17 protein-coding genes are annotated in these 18421 nt (G+C 41.7%); 11 read left to right on the top strand and 6 right to left on the bottom strand.

The genetic code is table 11. The annotated features are described in order from the left end of the window. Window positions 1-227: helix-turn-helix domain-containing protein (locus tag FCR06_RS19205; RefSeq protein ID WP_138502520.1), on the bottom strand; the 227-nt coding region annotated here is incomplete at its 3' end. Window positions 228-417: 190 nt separating this feature from the next. Between FCR06_RS19205 and FCR06_RS19210 the strand changes: the two genes are divergently transcribed. Further along, a complete protein-coding gene (locus FCR06_RS19210; RefSeq protein WP_138502522.1) occupies window positions 418-900 on the top strand; it encodes a helix-turn-helix domain-containing protein in 483 nt (160 codons plus the stop codon). A gap of 356 nt (window positions 901-1256) precedes the next feature. Here the strand turns inward: FCR06_RS19210 and gatA are convergent, their stop codons facing one another. Then, window positions 1257-2714 carry an Asp-tRNA(Asn)/Glu-tRNA(Gln) amidotransferase subunit GatA gene (gene gatA, locus FCR06_RS19215; RefSeq protein WP_138502524.1) on the bottom strand — a complete coding sequence of 486 codons (1458 nt, stop codon included), beginning with the start codon at window positions 2712-2714 and terminating at the stop codon, window positions 1257-1259. Between the two features lie 257 nt (window positions 2715-2971). Between gatA and FCR06_RS19220 the strand changes: the two genes are divergently transcribed. The 5 genes from FCR06_RS19220 (at window position 2972) to FCR06_RS19240 (ending at window position 8127) form a co-directional block, all read left to right on the top strand. Further along, window positions 2972-5305 carry a cation:proton antiporter gene (locus tag FCR06_RS19220; RefSeq protein ID WP_138502526.1) on the top strand — a complete coding sequence of 778 codons (2334 nt, stop codon included), beginning with the start codon at window positions 2972-2974 and terminating at the stop codon, window positions 5303-5305. A 527-nt stretch (window positions 5306-5832) separates the two neighbouring features. Further along, window positions 5833-6213 carry a hypothetical protein gene (locus tag FCR06_RS19225; protein WP_138502528.1) on the top strand — a complete coding sequence of 127 codons (381 nt, stop codon included), beginning with the start codon at window positions 5833-5835 and terminating at the stop codon, window positions 6211-6213. 7 nt (window positions 6214-6220) lie between these two features. Next, on the top strand, window positions 6221-7435 hold the full coding sequence (locus FCR06_RS19230; protein ID WP_138502530.1) for an Nramp family divalent metal transporter: 1215 nt from the start codon (window positions 6221-6223) through the stop codon (window positions 7433-7435). 3 nt (window positions 7436-7438) lie between these two features. Further along, window positions 7439-7798, top strand: a complete 360-nt coding sequence (locus FCR06_RS19235) for a hypothetical protein (RefSeq protein ID WP_138502532.1) — start codon at window positions 7439-7441, stop codon at window positions 7796-7798. Beyond that, a complete protein-coding gene (locus FCR06_RS19240; protein ID WP_138502534.1) occupies window positions 7798-8127 on the top strand; it encodes a hypothetical protein in 330 nt (109 codons plus the stop codon). Before FCR06_RS19235 ends, FCR06_RS19240 begins: the two co-directional genes overlap by 1 nt. Before the next feature lie 161 nt (window positions 8128-8288). Here FCR06_RS19240 and FCR06_RS19245 read toward each other — a convergent pair whose 3' ends face one another. Continuing rightward, entirely contained in the window at window positions 8289-8504 is a 216-nt protein-coding gene (locus FCR06_RS19245) for an Hfq-related RNA-binding protein (RefSeq protein ID WP_138502536.1), read from the bottom strand. Between the two features lie 93 nt (window positions 8505-8597). On the opposite strand from FCR06_RS19245, the gene dapF reads away from it, so the two are divergent. Continuing rightward, entirely contained in the window at window positions 8598-9434 is an 837-nt protein-coding gene (gene dapF / locus FCR06_RS19250) for a diaminopimelate epimerase (RefSeq protein ID WP_138502754.1), read from the top strand. Window positions 9435-9555: 121 nt separating this feature from the next. Continuing rightward, window positions 9556-9789 (top strand): hypothetical protein, encoded by a 234-nt coding sequence (locus tag FCR06_RS19255; protein ID WP_138502538.1) that lies wholly within the window; start codon window positions 9556-9558, stop codon window positions 9787-9789. Between the two features lie 116 nt (window positions 9790-9905). Here the strand turns inward: FCR06_RS19255 and FCR06_RS19260 are convergent, their stop codons facing one another. Together FCR06_RS19260 and ada are read right to left on the bottom strand one after the other, a co-directional pair. After that, window positions 9906-10559 (bottom strand): DNA-3-methyladenine glycosylase family protein, encoded by a 654-nt coding sequence (locus tag FCR06_RS19260; protein WP_138502540.1) that lies wholly within the window; start codon window positions 10557-10559, stop codon window positions 9906-9908. Beyond that, the gene (ada, locus tag FCR06_RS19265; RefSeq protein WP_138502542.1) at window positions 10543-11628 is read right to left on the bottom strand and encodes a bifunctional DNA-binding transcriptional regulator/O6-methylguanine-DNA methyltransferase Ada; all 1086 of its coding nucleotides are present in this window, start codon (window positions 11626-11628) and stop codon (window positions 10543-10545) included. The genes FCR06_RS19260 and ada overlap by 17 nt, the downstream gene beginning before the upstream one ends. 793 nt (window positions 11629-12421) lie before the next feature. Between ada and FCR06_RS19270 the strand changes: the two genes are divergently transcribed. The 3 genes from FCR06_RS19270 (at window position 12422) to FCR06_RS19280 (ending at window position 15355) form a co-directional block, all read left to right on the top strand. Continuing rightward, entirely contained in the window at window positions 12422-12922 is a 501-nt protein-coding gene (locus FCR06_RS19270) for a HugZ family protein (protein WP_138502544.1), read from the top strand. A gap of 307 nt (window positions 12923-13229) precedes the next feature. Continuing rightward, complete coding sequence (locus tag FCR06_RS19275; protein WP_138502546.1) at window positions 13230-14162, top strand: alpha/beta fold hydrolase; 933 nt, start codon at window positions 13230-13232, stop codon at window positions 14160-14162. A gap of 83 nt (window positions 14163-14245) precedes the next feature. Beyond that, entirely contained in the window at window positions 14246-15355 is a 1110-nt protein-coding gene (locus tag FCR06_RS19280) for a universal stress protein (protein ID WP_189523490.1), read from the top strand. A gap of 130 nt (window positions 15356-15485) precedes the next feature. Here FCR06_RS19280 and leuS read toward each other — a convergent pair whose 3' ends face one another. Next, window positions 15486-18131, bottom strand: a complete 2646-nt coding sequence (leuS, locus tag FCR06_RS19285) for a leucine--tRNA ligase (RefSeq protein WP_138502550.1) — start codon at window positions 18129-18131, stop codon at window positions 15486-15488. Window positions 18132-18421 lie beyond the last annotated feature (290 nt).

Here is an 18421-nt window from a genome sequence, read left to right on the forward strand (position 1 = left end):
ACTAGCTGCTGCACTGTTAATAAATTCTCGACTGTGATTTTAGCGATCGCTCCACCTGCATGAGGTTTTGGAGTCACTTGTCCTATATTTCGGTAGCGACGAATTAACCGTTGGACAAACGATAAGCTTACTTGAAAGCGGTCTGCAAGTTGTCGAAGTGACCCTTCCTTGGCTGTATAAGCATCAATTACCCGTTGGCGTAGATCATTTGAGTAGGCAGCAGGCATTACTGTGAGTATTTTTATTACTCTTCTAGTTTATACATTTTGTAGTCTACTCAATTGAAAACCGCTGTAAAATAAAGGATTAAGCTATAATCCAAAAAATTTATTAGAAAATCAAATATCCAGTAAATTTACGTATGCATATTTAAGTCTTCTCAATGAAAGTAGAATTAGCCCATACCAAAAGAAGACTGTGATACCCTTAAACGAAGCTCAACTTGAGCAACTAAAGGAAATAAGCACACATTTACGACAAGTAAGACAAGAAAAATCGATACGCATAGAACAAATAGCCGCTCAAACAATGATTCGGGTAGGCGTTTTGCAAGCATTAGAACAAGAGCGATTTGAAGAATTGCCTGAGCCTATTTTTCTTCAAGGATTTATCCGTCGCTATGGAGATGCTTTAGGGCTAGATGGGAATGCTTTATCACACATCCTGATAACCAATGTTGTCCGTCAAGACTCTAAAAATACTCGTAATAATTTAGACAAAAAACGAAATACATACATCCCTCTTATTCTGACCTATATTCTATTATTAGCAAGTGCATCAGCCGGTCTTGTTTATACACTTAATCCTCGACTGATAGCTAAATCCGTGACTCCAGAAGACAATAATCAACAGTCAATAGTTAGCAATCAGACTAACAGGGGACTGGAAACTGGGGACTAGTGACTGGGAATGCGATTTTGAGTTTTTGAGGTGGATTAAATCTAGTTGTAACACCAATTTGAAAAAAGAATGCGACAGATACACATCTCCAAAACCTTGTCCTGTCTGGATTCTTAATGCGTAAATTTTGTTAGCACAGCTAAGCCGTGTCCGCGTCCCTTGCGCGTCTCGTAGAGAGCGTCATTTTGAATTTTGAATTGGTATAACTCTCCTGTGCCCCCCTGTACTTGTACTCACTCATCCTCGGTTTCCAGTACTCAATTTTCAAAACATAGCACAAACCTTGGTGATTAAGACATCAACAGATGATAAAACCTAGACACCAAAAGATTTTTCGCCCAGCCCCCAGTCCCCTGCTATATTTGCGGTTTACGTCGATGCCAACTAGTGGATTGCTCATAAGCATAAGCTACTTGAAAAAGTTGGTCTTCTCGCAGCACGTTACCAATTAGCTGTAATCCTACGGGTAGTCCTTGCTCGTCAAAACCACATGGCAAACTTAAGCTAGGTAAACCAGCAAGATTTACGGGAATAGTCATCAAGTCATTTAAATACATACTTAAGGGGTCAGTAGTTTTTTCCCCTGCTTTAAATGCTGTAGTCGGAGATGTAGGACAGACTAACACATCAACTGCGCCAAAAGCTTTTTCAAAGTCTTGCTTAATCAGGGTGCGGACTTTTTGAGCTTTCAGGTAGTAGGCGTCATAATAGCCAGCCGAAAGCGCGTAAGTGCCGATCATAATCCGACGTTTGACTTCTGTACCAAAACCAGTGGCACGGGTACGAGTGTACATCGATAGGAGATTATCAGCATCAGCAGCCCGGTAACCATACTTAACACCATCGTAACGAGCTAAGTTAGCTGAGGCTTCCGATGGGGCGATAATGTAATAAGTAGGTAAGCCATAGCGAAAGCGGGGACAGGAAACGACATGAATTTCTGCTCCCAAACTTTGCAGTTGATCGACTGCTTTGGTAACAGCATCTTCGACTACAGAATCCAGACCTTCACCAAAAGTTTCTTTAATCACACCAATTCTGAGCTGCCTTCTGGCTTTGAAATCTGGTTTCAAATTAGCAGCGTAGTCGGGAATGGCAACTTTCAGGCTGGTGGAGTCTTTGGAATCGTAACCTGCGATCGCATTGAGTAATATTGCAGCATCTTCTACCGTGTTTGCAAATGGGCCTATTTGATCTAAAGACGAAGCATAAGCCACCAAACCATAACGCGAAACTAAACCATAAGTTGGTTTCATCCCCACAACACCGCAGAAAGACGCAGGTTGGCGAATCGAACCGCCAGTATCAGAACCAAGAGCAACCACACATTCTTCGGCTGCTACGGCTGCTGCCGAACCCCCCGAAGAACCACCCGGAACTCGTGACAAATCCCAAGGGTTAGCCGTAACTTGGTAGGCAGAGTTTTCTGTGGAACTACCCATTGCAAACTCATCCAAGTTGGTTTTACCGAGCATTACCGCCCCAGTATCAGCCAGTTTTTGCGTCGCTGTTGACTCATAAGGTGGTATAAAATTTTCTAAAATGCGTGAGCCGCAGGTAGTAGGAATCCCCTTGGTACACATATTGTCTTTGATACCCACAGGAATCCCTGCTAGCAGTCCAATTTCTTCTCCCGCAGCAATTTTGGCATCCACAGTACCCGCCTGCTCTAATGCCCGTTCTGCGGTTACACATAAAAAGCTGTGCAATTTTGGCTCTAACGCTTGAATGCGTTCTAAAGCTTCTTGGGTAATTTCCACAGCGGAACGTTCTTTTTTTACCAACTGTTCGTGCAACTCGCGGATGGATGCCATGATTGCTCTCTTTGTGACTCAAGTCCTTGATTTTAGTACATATTGAACGAGATTGGGGAACTTAGGATACTAAGGTGTATACACAGTAGGCTTGCGGGGAGGGGAAACAAAGCCAAGCTTTGGCTGTTTCTAGTACAAGGCTCCCCAACCTACAGACTACAGACTTCCTCTGCTGCATGTCCTAAAATAAACTATTCTGAGATATATAAAACTTTGTATCCTGAGTTAAATAAGGTTTAATACTTCTTTTAAAACTGGTGCAAGAAGATTTTAGGTTAATTATTGATTTAGTCTCAGTTTTGGCGGTTGCAGCCTGTGGCGGACTGTTAGCGGCACTTTTGCGGCAGCCAGTGCTGCTGGGGTATCTCATTGGCGGCATGATCGTTGGGCCGGCTGGACTGGGAGTGATTAAAGAAGTTATTCAGGTAGAGACTCTGGCACAGTTCGGGGTGGCGTTTTTATTATTCGCTTTGGGTGTAGAATTTTCCTTTGCGGAACTCAAGAAAGTAAAAGCGATCGCTCTGGGTGGAGGTGGACTCCAGATTGCTTTGACGATTTTGGTCACGGTTGCGGTCTGCGGGTTAACAGGTGCCTGGGGAACGTTACCTGCTAAGGGAATGTTTTTGGGCTGTATTCTCTCATTGTCTTCCACGGCGGTTGTCCTCAAGTCGTTGATGGAGCGCAATGAAACAGAAACGCCCCACGGACAAGTGATGTTGGGTATTTTGGTTGTCCAGGATTTGGCGCTGGGATTGATGTTGGCAGTTTTACCAGCCCTCAACCAACCCGCAGAAACTATTGGTATCGCCGTCCTCACAGCGCTGGCGACGATTGCTTTATTTGCTGCCGCCGCAATAGCAGTGGGGATTTGGCTGATACCGCCTTTGTTGCGACTCTTAGCCCGTACTGAAAGCAAGGAGCTATTTTTATTAGGGGTTGTAGCTTTGTGTTTGGGCATTGCCTTGCTGACAGAGCATTTGGGGCTGTCGATTGAAATGGGGGCGTTTGTCGCTGGGTTGATGATTTCTGAGGTGGAGTATGCTGACCAAACCCTGACTTACGTAGAACCATTGCGAGATATCTTTGCCAGTTTGTTTTTCGCTGCCATTGGGATGTTAATTGACCCAGTGTTTTTGTGGAAGAACCTGGAATTGATTTTAGTGTTAGTGGCAATAGTTTTTGTTGGTAAGTTTCTAATTATCACTCCCTTAGTGAAACTATTTCGCTATCCTTTGAAAACAGCGATAATCGCTGGTTTGGGACTGGCACAAATTGGGGAATTTTCCTTTGTTCTGGCTAGTGAAGGGCAGTTCTTAGGGTTGGTGTCCCGGCAGATATACTTATTGATTTTGGGAACCACAGCAGTCACTTTGATAGTGACGCCATTTATTCTGCGGTTAGTGCCATTTTTATTTAACTTTGCTGAATCCATGCCCTGGTTGAAACCGTATCTAGCAGAAGACCAACCACGGGATATGTCAGAAGATTTACCTGCAAAAGACCATGTGGTGGTTTGCGGCTATGGGCGAGTCGGCAAAAATTTAGTCAAGTTGTTGCAGCAACACGACCTACCCGTGATCGTAATTGACCAATCAGAAAGTAGAATTCAACAGTTGCGTGAAGCTGGGATATCTTATGTTTATGGCAACTGTGTGAGTTTACACGTTCTGGAAACTGCGGGAGTCAATCATGCCAAAGGAATGGCGATCGCACTTACTGACCCCATGAGTACCCGTCTTTGCTTGAAACGTGCTTTGGAATTGTATCCAGAATTAGATTTAGTTGCCCGCGCTACCCATAATCGAGATATTGAAGTGCTGTATCAACTGGGAGCCAGAGAAGTAGTACAACCAGAATTTGAAGCCAGCTTAGAAATGGGAACTTATTTATTAACTGGCTTAGGCTTTTCCCAAACTGCTGTTCAACGGGAAATGCAGCTCATTCGCAACGATCATTATTTAGATTTACGACCAGAACGTTCTGCTAGTGAAGTTGCCTACGATTTGCGCCAAGCAACTCGCGATTTAAATCAGCGCTGGTATCCTCTACCATCAACTTCGCCTTTAATTGGCATGAGCTTAGAAGAAGCAGATATGCGCTACTTAACAGGAGCAAGTTTGATGGCAATTCGCCGCGCTAACGGTGATGAAATCGATTATCCCAGCAATCAAACGAAATTGGAAGAAGGCGATCGCTTGCTGGTAGTGGGAGCAGCTGAAGAACTGGCAGCTTTAGCAGAATTCGCCAAGGGACAAGCAGCTGTTCCTGGAGAAAATAGTGCTTGTCAGTGGATGGCAGTAAATGGTGACTCTCCAACGCTGACTAAAACTCTTGCAGATTTGGGTATTAGCAAACACGGCATACAAGTGCAGGCAATTCGACGTGATGGCAAATTTATCCGCTATCCTGATGGCAGTACAGATTTGCGAGTTGGTGACCAAGTATTATTGTGCGGTAACTTGACAGGTCTGAGTCAAGTAGAACAGTTATTTGKCATTCCTAATAAAGTACCCATTCCTCTCCCTGTAATTAAAGCTAGTAGCGCAGAAGCACTCAAAGAGTTTCTGCCTGTCGATAAAATGACTGATTAACTAATTCGTAATTCGTAACTATTAATTAGGAATTACTTTAAGACTTTTGGTATAGTACTTACTGAAGAACTCTAAAATTTATTCTTATCAAAACAGAATTTAGGAGTCAGGAGCGAAACCTGATGTTTTTGTGACTCAGATTCATAATTGAGCCTGATTGTGTCGTCGTTTGACTACGTTTCACTCACAATGACATATTTATAATTTGCCGCACATCATCTAATTGATTCTGGTGGCTTAGCAGAGCATCTCCGGCTTTGCTGTTCAATTGTGACTTCTGATTTATTGTTCAATTATCTAGAAAATATTTTGTAATAAAGATATACATATTGCTCATAATAACAAAACTGATACTAAATTGCATTTATAAACATAATTTCACAATTTTTATTTCCCATCTCTCCCACAGCAAAATTACATTTGATAACGCCCAATATTATCATTATATGGTTGATTATAGAAACTTAAAAATATCAGGAATTAATCAAAAACTGTTTGTCAGTAATTGCTTATTGATTCTCACATTCATGACATCCTGTAATTCTGCAAATCCCAAGGAAGATTTGAGCAAAGAAGTACAAAGTGTTTCTTCTTGGGCAGCAACGGCACAGATGGTTACTAACGCTTGGCTCAAAAGTAATGTACCCAAAAAATATGCTCAGCAAACATTAAATAAAGCTCAAACAGAATTTCTGAGTGAGAAAAAGAAAATTTCCCAAATTAAGTCATCAACAAATGTAATTCAGCAGCACCAATCATTAATCGTAACTAATATATCCCAATTAGCAACTCAAACAGAGAAAATGTCAAAAGCAATTGCCCAAAACAATCATTCTCAAGTTCAACAGCAATTAAAAGTATTAGAAATAGAAGTGCAAAAAATCAATCAGTTAAAAACAATGCCATAGGCAGATTATGAAAAAACTTTTGGAAATTGCTCTGGGTATTGTTACTAGTATTGGTGGCTTTCTAGATGTAGGTGCGATCGCAACTTCAGCTGAAGCTGGTTCTGAGTTTGGTTTTCAACTGATTTGGGCGATTGTCCTCGGTACAATTTGTGTAATTTTCTTAGTAGAAATGTCTGGTCGCTTGGCAGCAGTCAGCAAACATACGTTAGCTGCGGCAGTGCGGGAACGTTTTGGATTCAATTTTTATATTATTCCATTAATTGCAGAAGTTGTTGTTGATTTTCTAGTCTTAGGATCTGAAATTGGTGGTGTTTGTATTGCTTTGCAACTATTAACAGGTATTAGCTTTCAGTGGTATGCTTTACCAGTTGCCTTTGCAATTTGGTTAATACTTTGGTATGGCAACTTTGGTCTGATTGAAAATGGAATTTCCGTCTTAGGATTAGTTACACTCGCATTTGTTGTCGCTACGTTCAAATTACATCCATCATTGACACAAATTGGTACTGGTTTATTGCCAACTCTACCAAAAGAAGACAGTGTACATTATTTATTTCTTGCAGTTGGAATCTTAGGTGCAATAATTAGCCCTTATCTATTTTATTTCTACTCATCTGGTGCAGTAGAAGATAAATGGGATGAGGGACATATTGGTGTGAATCGTGCGATCGCTGGTTTAGGAATGAGCTTCGGTAGTGTTGTCTCACTGGGAGTGTTGATTGTAGCAACATTGGTACTCAAACCTAAAGGTATCCAAGTAGATACATACGAACAAGCAGCGCTGATGTTAACAGAACCTTTAGGTTATTGGGGCTTTGTTCTATTTGCAGCATCTTTGGGCATTGCCTGCTTTGGTGCAGCATTAGAGGTAAGCCTCGATACTGCCTATGACGTTGCTCAAGCCTTTGGTTGGAATTGGGGCGAAAATCTTAAACCAAAAGATGCCGCACGCTTTAGTTTAATCTACACCGTATTTGTCTTTGCTGCCTCGTTATTGATGGTATTTGGGATCGATCCATTGCAATTAACTTTGTTTTCAATGGCAATTACAGCAGTTATTTTGCCACCTGTGATCGTACCATTTCTAGTTTTAATGAACGATCAATCTTATGTTAGCAAGTATCGCAACGGCTGGATTAGTAACAGCGTTATCATTTTTACAATTACACTAGCATTTATACTAGCAATCGTTGCTATTCCACTGGAAATTATTGGAGGATAAGAAATGGACATTATTAGAGATGTTCTTGATAACCAATTAGTTGACCGCAATCAACGCAAAATGGGTAAAGTTGATGGCATTGTGATGGAGTTGCGCGATGGCGAACCACCAAGACTTGCTTATATTGAAGTAGGAGTAACAACCCTTAGCAGACGACTGAATCCCAGGTTGGCACGTTTGGTAGCAGTGATTGCAAGTAAATGGGGTGCTAAACAAAGTGAACCGTTTCGGATTCCGTGGTCAAAAGTGCGAGATGTTGGTATTGATGTTGAAGTCGATGTTGAAGCTGAAGCAACACCAGCCTTAGGCTATGAAAAATGGTTGCGCGATCGCATCATCGCACGAATTCCAGGAGGGGAATAATGACAACTTCTGAAATTCATCTCGAATTACTGCTAGGTAAATTAGTACTAGACTCTACTGGTAAAGCTGTCGGACGCATTCAGGAAGTACGCGCCGAACAACAAGGCGAAGAATGGATTGTTAAAGAATATCTAATCGGTTATGCTGCTGTGTTGGAACGGCTATCTGCTTGGACAATTGGGTTAGGAATTTTGCATCTACTAGGGGCGCAGAAAATTTTCGGTGGTTATACAATTCCTTGGAACAAGCTAGATTTGACTGACCCTGACAAGCCGCGTTTACATTGCAGTCTAGATACATTAAAGTCATTAGACGAGAATAATTTGTAGTACTCGCTAAGGCGCGAGAAGCAAGTGGGGTGAGGCAGTCTGTTTGCGGGTTTTTTACGCTTAAAGGAACTGCCGTCTGATTAATTGGAAGCGTAAGATGATGATCGCAATCTTACCTTTGTGCTTAGTTATGAGGTAATAATTACGAACTATTTTGACTCCTAAGTTTTTGGTTTAATATAAGCGATCGCTTGTTTCCAAACAGTGGTTTGCTCGCTGTTTTCGTCTACAATGCATACACAATGTGGGTCTTGCCATAAAACTTTTCCTCTGATTACATCGCCAGTCAGTAACTTAAACTCTGCTGGGTTTGTTTGTTTAATCAGGGTTTGAACTTGTTTAATACTAGGCAAAGTGGTGTCAAATTCAGTAATCATAGTTATTAGTTATTAGTCATTGGTCATTAGTCATTGGGTATCATTCACGAATGACCAATGACAAAACACAAATATAATTTATTGATTTGGGAAATGGCAATCAAATTTACTAAGTATCATGGTCTAGGCAACGACTTTATTTTAATTGATAATCGCTCGTCATCTTTGCCTGTGGTGACTCCAGACCAAGCCATCAAGTTGTGCGATCGCCATTTTGGTATCGGTGCTGATGGTGTCATTTTTGCCTTGCCTGGAGAAAACAGCACTGATTACACCATGCGGATTTACAATTCTGATGGTTCTGAACCAGAAATGTGTGGTAATGGTATTCGCTGCTTAGCTGCATTTTTGGCAGATTTAGAAGGTGAATCGCGCAATCAAGACTTATATCGCATTCATACCCTAGCTGGTGTGATTACACCCCAAATTTTACCTAATGGTCAAGTGAAGGTGGATATGGGTTTACCCAGGTTACTCGCTGTTGAAATTCCCACCACCCTTGCACCTGCCGAAGAAAAAGTGATTAATCAGCCTTTAGAAGTGGCGGGACAAACTTGGGAAGTCACCTGTGTAAGTATGGGAAATCCTCACTGCATTACCTTTGTGGAAGATGTAGCAGCAATTGAGCTAGAAACTATAGGCCCCAAATTTGAGCATCACTCGGCTTTTCCCCAACGCACAAATACAGAATTTATTCAAGTAGTGCGCGGCGATTATCTAAAAATGCGCGTCTGGGAACGTGGCGCGGGAATTACCTTAGCTTGTGGTACTGGTGCTTGTGCTTCCTTGGTGGCTGGTGTGCTAACTGGAAAATGCGATCGCACTGCCACTGTAGAATTACCAGGTGGGCTGTTACAAATTGAATGGTCAGACGACCAACGAGTTTATATGACAGGCCCAGCTGAGCGGGTATTCACAGGCCAACTCTAACTGATTTAGGGACTGATAAGCTGCCAAGAGCATTTTTGGTGTTGACTGTTGAGTGTTAAGCGTCAGCGGTCAACGAACCTCATGTACACACAACTCTTGTAAAGTTACTGCGTAACGTAACGTGAGTGAATTTTTACAAGCTGATGCATTAGCAGTGCAGGTCGATGCATTGGCAGTGCAAGCCGATGCATTAGCAGTGCAAGCCGATGCATTAACAGTGCAGGTCGATGCATTGGCAGTGCAGGTCGATGCATTAACAGTGCAGGTCGATGCATTGGCAGTGCAGGTCGATGCATTAGCAGTGCAGGTCGATGCATTGGCATTGCAGGTCAACAGAGTTGTGTGTAAACCTTAGTAAGAGCTTGCTCTTAGGGGCTGGAGGTGGGATGTTAGGGGACTTTTGCAACACGTCTAATCAACAGTCATCAGTCAACAGTTATCACTCATCAACTTCAAACAAGATAATTTATTTCATTGAGTTCCTTTACTATTGGCATTACTCAAGTAGTAGTGCCATAGAAGTCTGGCAGCGATCGCTCGCCACGGTTGCCAGTGCTGTGTGATAATTTCCAGTTGTGCTGGTGTTGGACGTGTCGTCAATTTTTTCAGCTTTTGTAAAGCGATCGCCAATGCTAAATCACCTTTGGGAAAGACATCAGGACGTTGCAGTGCCATGAGCAAATAAATATCAACTGTCCAGTCTCCAATACCTTTAAGACGCTTTAACTCGGTTCTAATTGCAGTTTCGTCCATTTTGGAGAGCTGACTTAGGTCAAGCTGACCAGTGGTGATCGCATTAGCTAATCCCCGACAGTATAAAATCTTTTGCCGACTGAATCCAATTGCTCTTAATTGAGCATCATCCAATGTCAGAAAATTTTCTGGCGTCAGCGTTACAACAATTCCACAAAGACGTGTAAATATAGCCTTGGCAGCTGCTAAGGAAACTTGTTGTTCGAGAATGATGCACAGAAGCGTTGCAAAACCGGGTTCTCTTGACCATATCGGTGGAGGCCCCAGTGTTGCTAAAATCTGAGCAAAATCGCTGTCAAGATTGGCAAGCACCATTAAACCACGGGTAAGACTTTCTTGAGTCAGCGATTCTAATTCAGGTATCTGAGTCATATTTGATAAATTTCGATTCTTGGATCAGCAGTTTTTGTTTGCGCTCAATTCCCCAGTGATAACCCCCAAGAGTGGCATCACTCCGTAATACACGGTGACATGGTACAATCAGCGCGATCGGATTAGCTCCACAAGCATTTCCCACAGCACGGACGGCTTGGGGTTTGCCAATCTCACGAGCAATATCACTGTAGGTGCGCGTTTCACCGTAGGGAATTTTCTGTAATGCTTGCCACACCTGCTTCTGAAATGCTGTACCGCGTACATCAAGTGGTAAATCGAGATCCGCTTTACCTCCCACGAGCGAGTCGAGGATTGCTTGTATCCAATCTTTGTGTGTCTGGTCATCACGGACGATGTGCGCTTGGTGAAATTCCTCCCTCAAGATTTGTTCCAATTTATCTGCTTCATCACCTAATTTTACGGCGCAGATACCCTTTTGTGTTGTTGCCACCAGTAAATATCCTAGTGGACATGGAGCGATCGCATAAACAATAAACATTGTCTTTCCCGCTTGCTGGTAAGTTTTTGGTGTCATCCCCAGTTGCTTGGGTGCTTTCTCATATAGTCGGCTACTTGAACCATAACCAGTGTCATAAATTGCATCGGTAATTTCTTCTCCTGACTGGAGACGCTGCTTTAATCGTTGGCTACGCAGCGCATCTGCATATTGAAAGGGAGATACGCCAATTATTTGCTTAAATATTTTTTGTAGATAACTGGGACTCATTCCCACCTCAGAGCATAATTCTAAAAGAGTGGGGATGCGATCGCTTTGGGCTTCAATGCATCGACATGCTGCTAAAACTTTTGCCTTAGCCGGATTTTGAACTGTTTGTAATTGTGGTTGACATCGTTTACAAGGTTGAAAACCTGCAATTTCAGCTTCTTGTACCGACTCAAAGAAACAAACTCGATCACGATTTGGTCTACGGCTAGGGCAAATCGGTCGGCAATAAATGCCTGTAGAGTGAACACCATAGAAAAGCTTACCATCAAAACTAGAGTCTCGATTGAGAACTGCTTGCCAGAGAATTTCCTCTAAGACTGGTGGCTGTTGTAATTGCATTGATGCCTCCTTGGAGGTATGTTTTAGCATCTGCGAAAAAGGCTAAAGTCAAGCTATACACTAGATTAAGTGTATTGACAAAGTAGTTTCTATCCGATAGTTGCGATCAAAGTTGCTTAATTTTTCCATATTCATGCTCAGCGATCGCTTTCTCAACTTCACTTACATCGGATTACTCCCGATATTTTCTCGTCAAACTCCAGTTTTGAAGATGGATCGGCTTTAATCTCCGTTAATTAACCAATTATCTGCCAACCGCTATTTCAAATCCCAGTCGATTCAAAGATTTCTTATAGGAGATACTGTCCACATAAGGACTTAAATTTTACTTTTCACAGAGTTTATCACATTGACAAAAATCTTTGCGACAAATGAATCAGCTGTCGTGGTATAAAGCTGTATGCCCCTACAAGGTGTATCTTTAGGTTTAATTAATAGGACTTATGCAACGCGGATATTGTCATTGCGACCGCAACGGAGTGTAGGGAAGCAATCCCAGCGTCAGGGGGGATTACTTCGCTATCGCTCGTAATGACAGAGTTACGTTATTTTTGCGTAAGTCCTGATTAAGTTGACCTACTTAATCACAGCCTTTAATACTGTGACAATTCACGTTAAAATATATAGCAGTCCTAAATGATTTGTGAAATACTATTATTGAGTCAGGCATTAGTCATTTTTCGTTTGTTCCTTGGAATTCAAAATGACCAAGAACGACCAGAAGAAGAATTATCACTTTCTCATTTAAGATTGCTATAGAATTAATTGTTATTTATTAAATACTAGTTTAATTATGAATCCACTGGAAATTCAAGCCGAGTACGAAAAATTTCCGGAAAAATTTGAAAGTATAATCATTAGCACCGTTAGCGCACAGGGAATACCCAACGCTAGTTATGCACCATTTGTAATGGATGATTCTAAAAATATTTATATTTACGTCAGCGGTCTTTCAACTCATACTAAAAATCTCTCTGTCAATCCTCATGTTAGTATTTTGTTTATTGAAGATGAAGCCAAGAGTAAGCAAATTTTTGCTCGGAACCGTTTGAGTTTTGATTGTACGGCAAGTTTGATAGAGCGTGAAACTGAAAAGTGGAATCAAATAGTTGAGCAATTTCAAGGTCGGTTTGGTCAAATGATAGAGGTTTTACGCGGCTTGTCTGATTTTCGGATTTTCCAGCTAACTCCTAATGAAGGTCGTTTTGTAGTTGGTTTTGGTGCAGCTTATCAAATTAGTGGTGATAATCTCTATCAACTTGTTCAGATTACAGGAGATAGCGACCAAAAATAATAATGAAAGATAAATGCTAAGAATTCAACAGTCACAATAGTTAAATAATCATCAGAACATTTGGTGAATCAATATACTAGTCATAGTAAAGAAATCCTATTTGATTTGTGAACAAAATTTCGGACAATTTCAAGCTTCTATAACTCTTTTGCAAGACTGCCTACTTATAGCGCTTCCCGCACCACTCAGATAAGTTCATGAATCAAATCGGATTGCTACAGATTATAACTTCTGATTATTAGGTACTCAATTCTGATTGATGAATTATTAATTATCAACATCCTATTAAACTCATTTTTTAAATTCTATGCTTAAATTTCAACCTCCTGGCTTTGGACATAAAGTGATCCATACATCCTTGGGGGCAATGGTTTACTATACTCAAACGAATGTACCTTGGACGCTCGCCCTTAGTCCAGAGTTCACTAGAGAAGGCCTTAGTAAAGATATTGCTAACACTAAAGATTTACCGCCACTTCTATTTCTGCATAACTTTGGTGGTGGAGCATCTGCTTATGAATGGTCTAAAGTTTATCCAGCTTTTGCTTCTACTTACCAGATTTTAGCCCCTGATTTAATTGGTTGGGGAGAATCGGCTCATCCAGTCAGAGATTATCAAATTAAAGATTATCTGGGCACGATTGCTGAATTTATTATCCAAACCTGTCACCAGCCAGTGACGGTGGTAGCTTCGTCTTTAACAGCGGCTTTTGCTATTCGCCTAGCTATTACCCAACCGAATTTATTCCAAAGATTATTTTTAGTATGTCCCTCTGGATTTGATGACTTTGGACAGGGTATTGGACGCAGGCTTCCCTTGGCGGCAATTAATACGCCTTTATTAGATGATTTTATTTATATTCTTGGTGCTAAAAATGAAGTTGCTGTCCGAAACTTTTTACAAAGTTTTCTCTTTGCCAAATCACAACGAGTGTCTCAAGAAATGGTAGAAGCTTATTTAACTTCTGCACAACAACCCAATGCCAAGTTTGCTGCCTTAGCATTTTTACAGGGTGACCTTTACTTTGATTTGAGTTTATATATTCAACAATTAACAATTCCCACAGTGGTGTTTTGGGGAGAAAAAGCACAATTTACTAACATCAAATTAGGCCGACGATTGGCAAATTTAAATCCTAATGCAATTCAAAAGTTTTATCCGATCGCAGATGCTGGCATCTTACCTCATTTGGAAATACCAGAAATTGTCATCGGTTTATTACAGCGATATCTTAGGTAACTGGGGAGTGAGTAACGTGGAGAGTGTGGGAATTAGTAATCTTAAATTATACTAATATTATTTCGGTGAGTACTACACCTTCGATGTCTGCAAATTACTCGCTTTATCCTACACGCCGAGGCAAGCACAAAATCTTTATTGGCATGGCTCCTGGGGTAGGTAAAACCTATCGAATGCTGGAAGAAGGACATGCACTCAAACAAGAAGGAATTGATGTAGTTGTTGGGCTTTTGGAAACCCACGGACGCAAGGAGACAGCAGAAAAGGCACAAGGATTAGAGATTGTCCCCCTTAAACAATATCCTCGCGGTGAGTTGACCTTAAAGGATATGGATACAGATGCTATTTTAAAGCGATCGCCACAACTAGTCCTCATCGATGAACTTGCCCATACTAATGTCCCTGGTTCGCCACGCGAAAAACGCTACGAAGATGTAGAAATAGTCTTAGCAGCAGGTATCGATGTTTACTCAACAATGAATGTGCAACATCTGGAAAGTCTCAATGACTTAGTAGCTAGAATTACTGGAGTGATAGTACGTGAGCGAGTTCCTGACAGAATTCTCGATGAAGCAGATGAAGTAGTAGTAGTAGATGTAACGCCAGAAACACTGCAAGAACGATTATTAGAAGGCAAGATTTACGCACCGCAAAAAATCCAACAATCCCTCGATAACTTTTTCCAACGTCGTAACCTAATTGCATTGCGTGAGTTGGCTTTGCGAGAAGTCGCAGACAATGTAGAAGAAAACGCGATCGCCACCACCCCCAATGGACAGTTTTGTAACATTCATGAGCGAGTCTTAGTATGTGTATCTACTTATCCAAACTCTGTGCAACTGCTACGCCGTGGTGCAAGAATCGCTAACTACATGAATGCCCCCCTGTATACTTTGTTTGTTGCCGAACCAGAACGCTTCCTGACTAAAGAAGAAAGTTTACACATTCATACTTGTGAGAAACTCTGTAAAGAATTTGAAGGGACTTTTCTACGAGTAACTAATAGTAACGTAGCTAATGCGATCGCCGAAACAGCAGGGAAATATCGGATTACTCAAATTGTAATTGGAGAAAGTCAGCGATCGCGCTGGCAAATACTCCTGAAAGGCTCTTTAACACAAAAATTGGTACGTTTGCTCAAAAACATTGATTTGCATATCATTGCCAGCGAAAAAGTGATTTCACCCAAATAGCGTAGTTATGGGGCATTGGGCATGGGGTGAGTGCGGGAGGTGTGGGAGGTGTGGGAGGATGGGAAAGAAATTTTTCCCCCCTCTCTCCCCTCTCTCCCCACACTTCCCTATCTCCACAGTCCCAGTCCCATTAGCTGACTACAAAATTCACCAACTTCCCAGGCACTACAATTACCTTTTTAATTTCTTTGCCTTCGATATAACGCTGGGCAACTTCAGATTCACGGGCGTATTTTTCCAACGCTGCTTTATCTGCTTGTGCTGGTACTTGAATCGCGCCACGAGTTTTGCCCATAATTTGAATCACTAAGGTGATTTCATCAGCAACTAAAGCAGCCGGGTCAAACGAGGGCCAGGTTTGCGTATGAACTGAATCACTTTCACCCAACAACTGCCATAATTCATCAGCAATATGTGGTGCAAAGGGTGCTAGCAATACCACTAAAGTCCGAATGCCTTCTGCATAAATTGGTGAATTTTTGCAGCTAGTATCAGTTAGGGCATTACTCAACTTCATCAATTCTGAAACAGCTGTGTTGAATTGATATTCGTCTTCTACGTCTTCCGTCACTGCTTGAATAGCGGTGTGAATTGCCCGCCGCAATTCTTTTTCTACCTTAGTTAAATCAGATTGCGGTTTGCTATCAGATATTCCAGCAGCAATATAATCTGTCACCAAACGCCAAACTCGATTTAAAAAGCGGAATTGTCCTTCTACATCAGCTTCATCCCATTCCAAATCTTTTTCTGGCGGTGCTTTAAACAAAATGAACATCCGCGCTGTATCTACACCGTATTTGGAAATTACATCTTCTGGTGCTACACCGTTTCCCTTGGACTTAGACATCGTGGCGTAGAGACGTTGGAGTGGTTCGCCCGTCTGGGGGTCGCGGGGGTCAGCAGCATTTACCACATTAGAAGGAATCCATTTATCCTTACCACCCTTGTTGGGATTCAAGTAAGTCAAACCCTGCACCATCCCTTGAGTTAACAGGCGTTGGAAGGGTTCGTCAAAATTCAATAAACCTCTGTCCCGCAGTACCTTGGTAAAGAACCGCGAATACAACAAATGTAAAATTGCGTGTTCAATTCCACCTACGTACTGATCTACTGGCATCCAATCATTGATTTTACTGGAATTAAAAACCTGTTCTTCATTCTTAGCATCTGGAAACCGCAAGAAATACCACGAAGAATCAATAAAAGTGTCCATTGTGTCTGTTTCCCGCTTCGCCGGAGTGCCACAAGTCGGACAAGGCACATTCACCCAACTTGACAACTGCGTTAAAGGTGAACCACCACGTCCAGTAAATTCTACTTCTTGGGGCAACTCTACTGGCAAATCTTTGTCAGGCACTGGTACTATCCCACAATTAGGACAGTGAATTACGGGTATCGGCGCGCCCCAGTAACGCTGCCGGGAAATCAACCAATCCCGCAAGCGGTATTGCACCCGCACTTTACCAAAACCTTGTTTTTCGGCATATTCAATTATCGCCTGTTTAGCATCTGGAGAAGCCATGCCAGTAAAAGCCCCAGAATTAATTAAAATTCCTGGTTCAGTGTATGCCTGATTGTATTCAATTTGAATCACTTGCGTGACTTCATCCATTTCTGATGTTGGAGTTAAATCAAAACCTGCAACATCATCCGGGGAAGCGATAACAAAATCTATCGGCAAATCATAAGTTCGGGCAAACTTAAAATCCCGGACATCATGTGCCGGTACACCCATGACTGCCCCTGTACCATACTCATACAGTACGTAGTCAGCAATCCAAATTGGCACTTCTTCCCCTGTAAACGGGTTAATTGCCTTACCGCCTGTAGGGACACCCCGCTTGGGTTTGTCTTCAGCAGTACGTTCCAACTCACTTTGATGAGAAATCTCCTTAATAAAGGTTTCTACTGTCGCTTGCTGTTCTTTTGTGGTGACACGCTTTGTTAAAGGATGTTCTGGTGCTAATACCACATAACTCACACCATAAACGGTATCTGGGCGTGTGGTGTATACAGCGATTTTTTCATCTATGCCGATGATGGGAAATTCTAAGTAAGCGCCTGTGGATTTGCCAATCCAGTTTGCTTGCATTAATTTGACGCGTTCTGGCCAACCCGTCAACTTATTCAAGTCGTTAAGTAATTCTTCAGCATAGTCAGTAATCTTGAAAAACCACTGCCGCAACAATTTGCGCTCAACTATTGCGCCACTGCGCCAAGAACGTCCTTCACTATCGACTTGTTCGTTTGCCAATACAGTTTGGTCAATGGGGTCCCAGTTTACCGCCGCTTCTTTTTGGTAAGCTAACCCCGCTTGTAAAAATTGCAAAAAAATCCATTGCGTCCACTTGTAATAATCTGGCGAACAGGTAGCGAGTTCGCATTCCCAGTCGATGGATAAGCCAAGACGCTGTAATTGTTGCCGCATCTGGGTAATATTCTGATAAGTCCACTTTGCTGGCGGTACACCACGGTCAATGGCAGCGTTTTCTGCTGGCAAACCAAAAGCATCCCAACCCATTGGGTGTATTACTCGATACCCTTGCATTCGCTTAAGGCGGGCAATTACGTCAGTAATCGTGTAATTACGGACGTGACCCATGTGTAAGCTGCCCGATGGATAAGGAAACATGGATAAAGCGTAAAATTTTGGCTTGTTACTAACTGTAGGTGTCTTATCTAAGCCAAGTTCTGCCCATGTTTTTTGCCATTTTTCCTCAATTGCTGCGGGGTTGTATCGAGAATCAACTGAATAAGGTATTTCCAATGGTTTCATCCCTGTTACGCTTTATTTCTACTAATCCTAAGTATTTACTTATTAGTACATTTGAACTGCTAAGTTAATTATCTGTCTAATAATTTACGTTTAATGTGAATTAAGTACTGGAACCCATGTAATTTCGTAAATAGTGCCAAAACAATTATTTTAGGCAAATCTAAAAACTCTTGTGGGATAAGAGGCGTTTCTAATTCACTTCTTACATAATTTATAAAATTAAATTATAAAATCAATTTTGAAATCTCCTCTATTTCTCATTCCTATCTATCTTATATCCCTAAAGTTCT

The organism is Nostoc sp. PA-18-2419 (genome assembly GCF_005869855.1).
In the GTDB taxonomy this organism is placed as follows: domain Bacteria; phylum Cyanobacteriota; class Cyanobacteriia; order Cyanobacteriales; family Nostocaceae; genus Nostoc.

What these genes read in the sequence shown, in the direction of transcription:
- gatA (WP_138502524.1), bottom strand. Translation starts at nt 2,714, where the DNA reads ATGGCATCCATCCGCGAGTTGCACGAACAGTTGGTAAAAAAAGAACGT.
- FCR06_RS19225 (WP_138502528.1), top strand. Translation starts at nt 5,833, where the DNA reads ATGACATCCTGTAATTCTGCAAATCCCAAGGAAGATTTGAGCAAAGAA.
- FCR06_RS19230 (WP_138502530.1), top strand. Translation starts at nt 6,221, where the DNA reads ATGAAAAAACTTTTGGAAATTGCTCTGGGTATTGTTACTAGTATTGGT.
- FCR06_RS19235 (WP_138502532.1), top strand. Translation starts at nt 7,439, where the DNA reads ATGGACATTATTAGAGATGTTCTTGATAACCAATTAGTTGACCGCAAT.
- FCR06_RS19240 (WP_138502534.1), top strand. Translation starts at nt 7,798, where the DNA reads ATGACAACTTCTGAAATTCATCTCGAATTACTGCTAGGTAAATTAGTA.
- FCR06_RS19245 (WP_138502536.1), bottom strand. Translation starts at nt 8,504, where the DNA reads ATGATTACTGAATTTGACACCACTTTGCCTAGTATTAAACAAGTTCAA.
- dapF (WP_138502754.1), top strand. Translation starts at nt 8,598, where the DNA reads ATGGCAATCAAATTTACTAAGTATCATGGTCTAGGCAACGACTTTATT.
- FCR06_RS19260 (WP_138502540.1), bottom strand. Translation starts at nt 10,559, where the DNA reads ATGACTCAGATACCTGAATTAGAATCGCTGACTCAAGAAAGTCTTACC.
- ada (WP_138502542.1), bottom strand. Translation starts at nt 11,628, where the DNA reads ATGCAATTACAACAGCCACCAGTCTTAGAGGAAATTCTCTGGCAAGCA.
- FCR06_RS19270 (WP_138502544.1), top strand. Translation starts at nt 12,422, where the DNA reads ATGAATCCACTGGAAATTCAAGCCGAGTACGAAAAATTTCCGGAAAAA.
- FCR06_RS19275 (WP_138502546.1), top strand. Translation starts at nt 13,230, where the DNA reads ATGCTTAAATTTCAACCTCCTGGCTTTGGACATAAAGTGATCCATACA.
- FCR06_RS19280 (WP_189523490.1), top strand. Translation starts at nt 14,246, where the DNA reads ATGTCTGCAAATTACTCGCTTTATCCTACACGCCGAGGCAAGCACAAA.
- leuS (WP_138502550.1), bottom strand. Translation starts at nt 18,131, where the DNA reads ATGAAACCATTGGAAATACCTTATTCAGTTGATTCTCGATACAACCCC.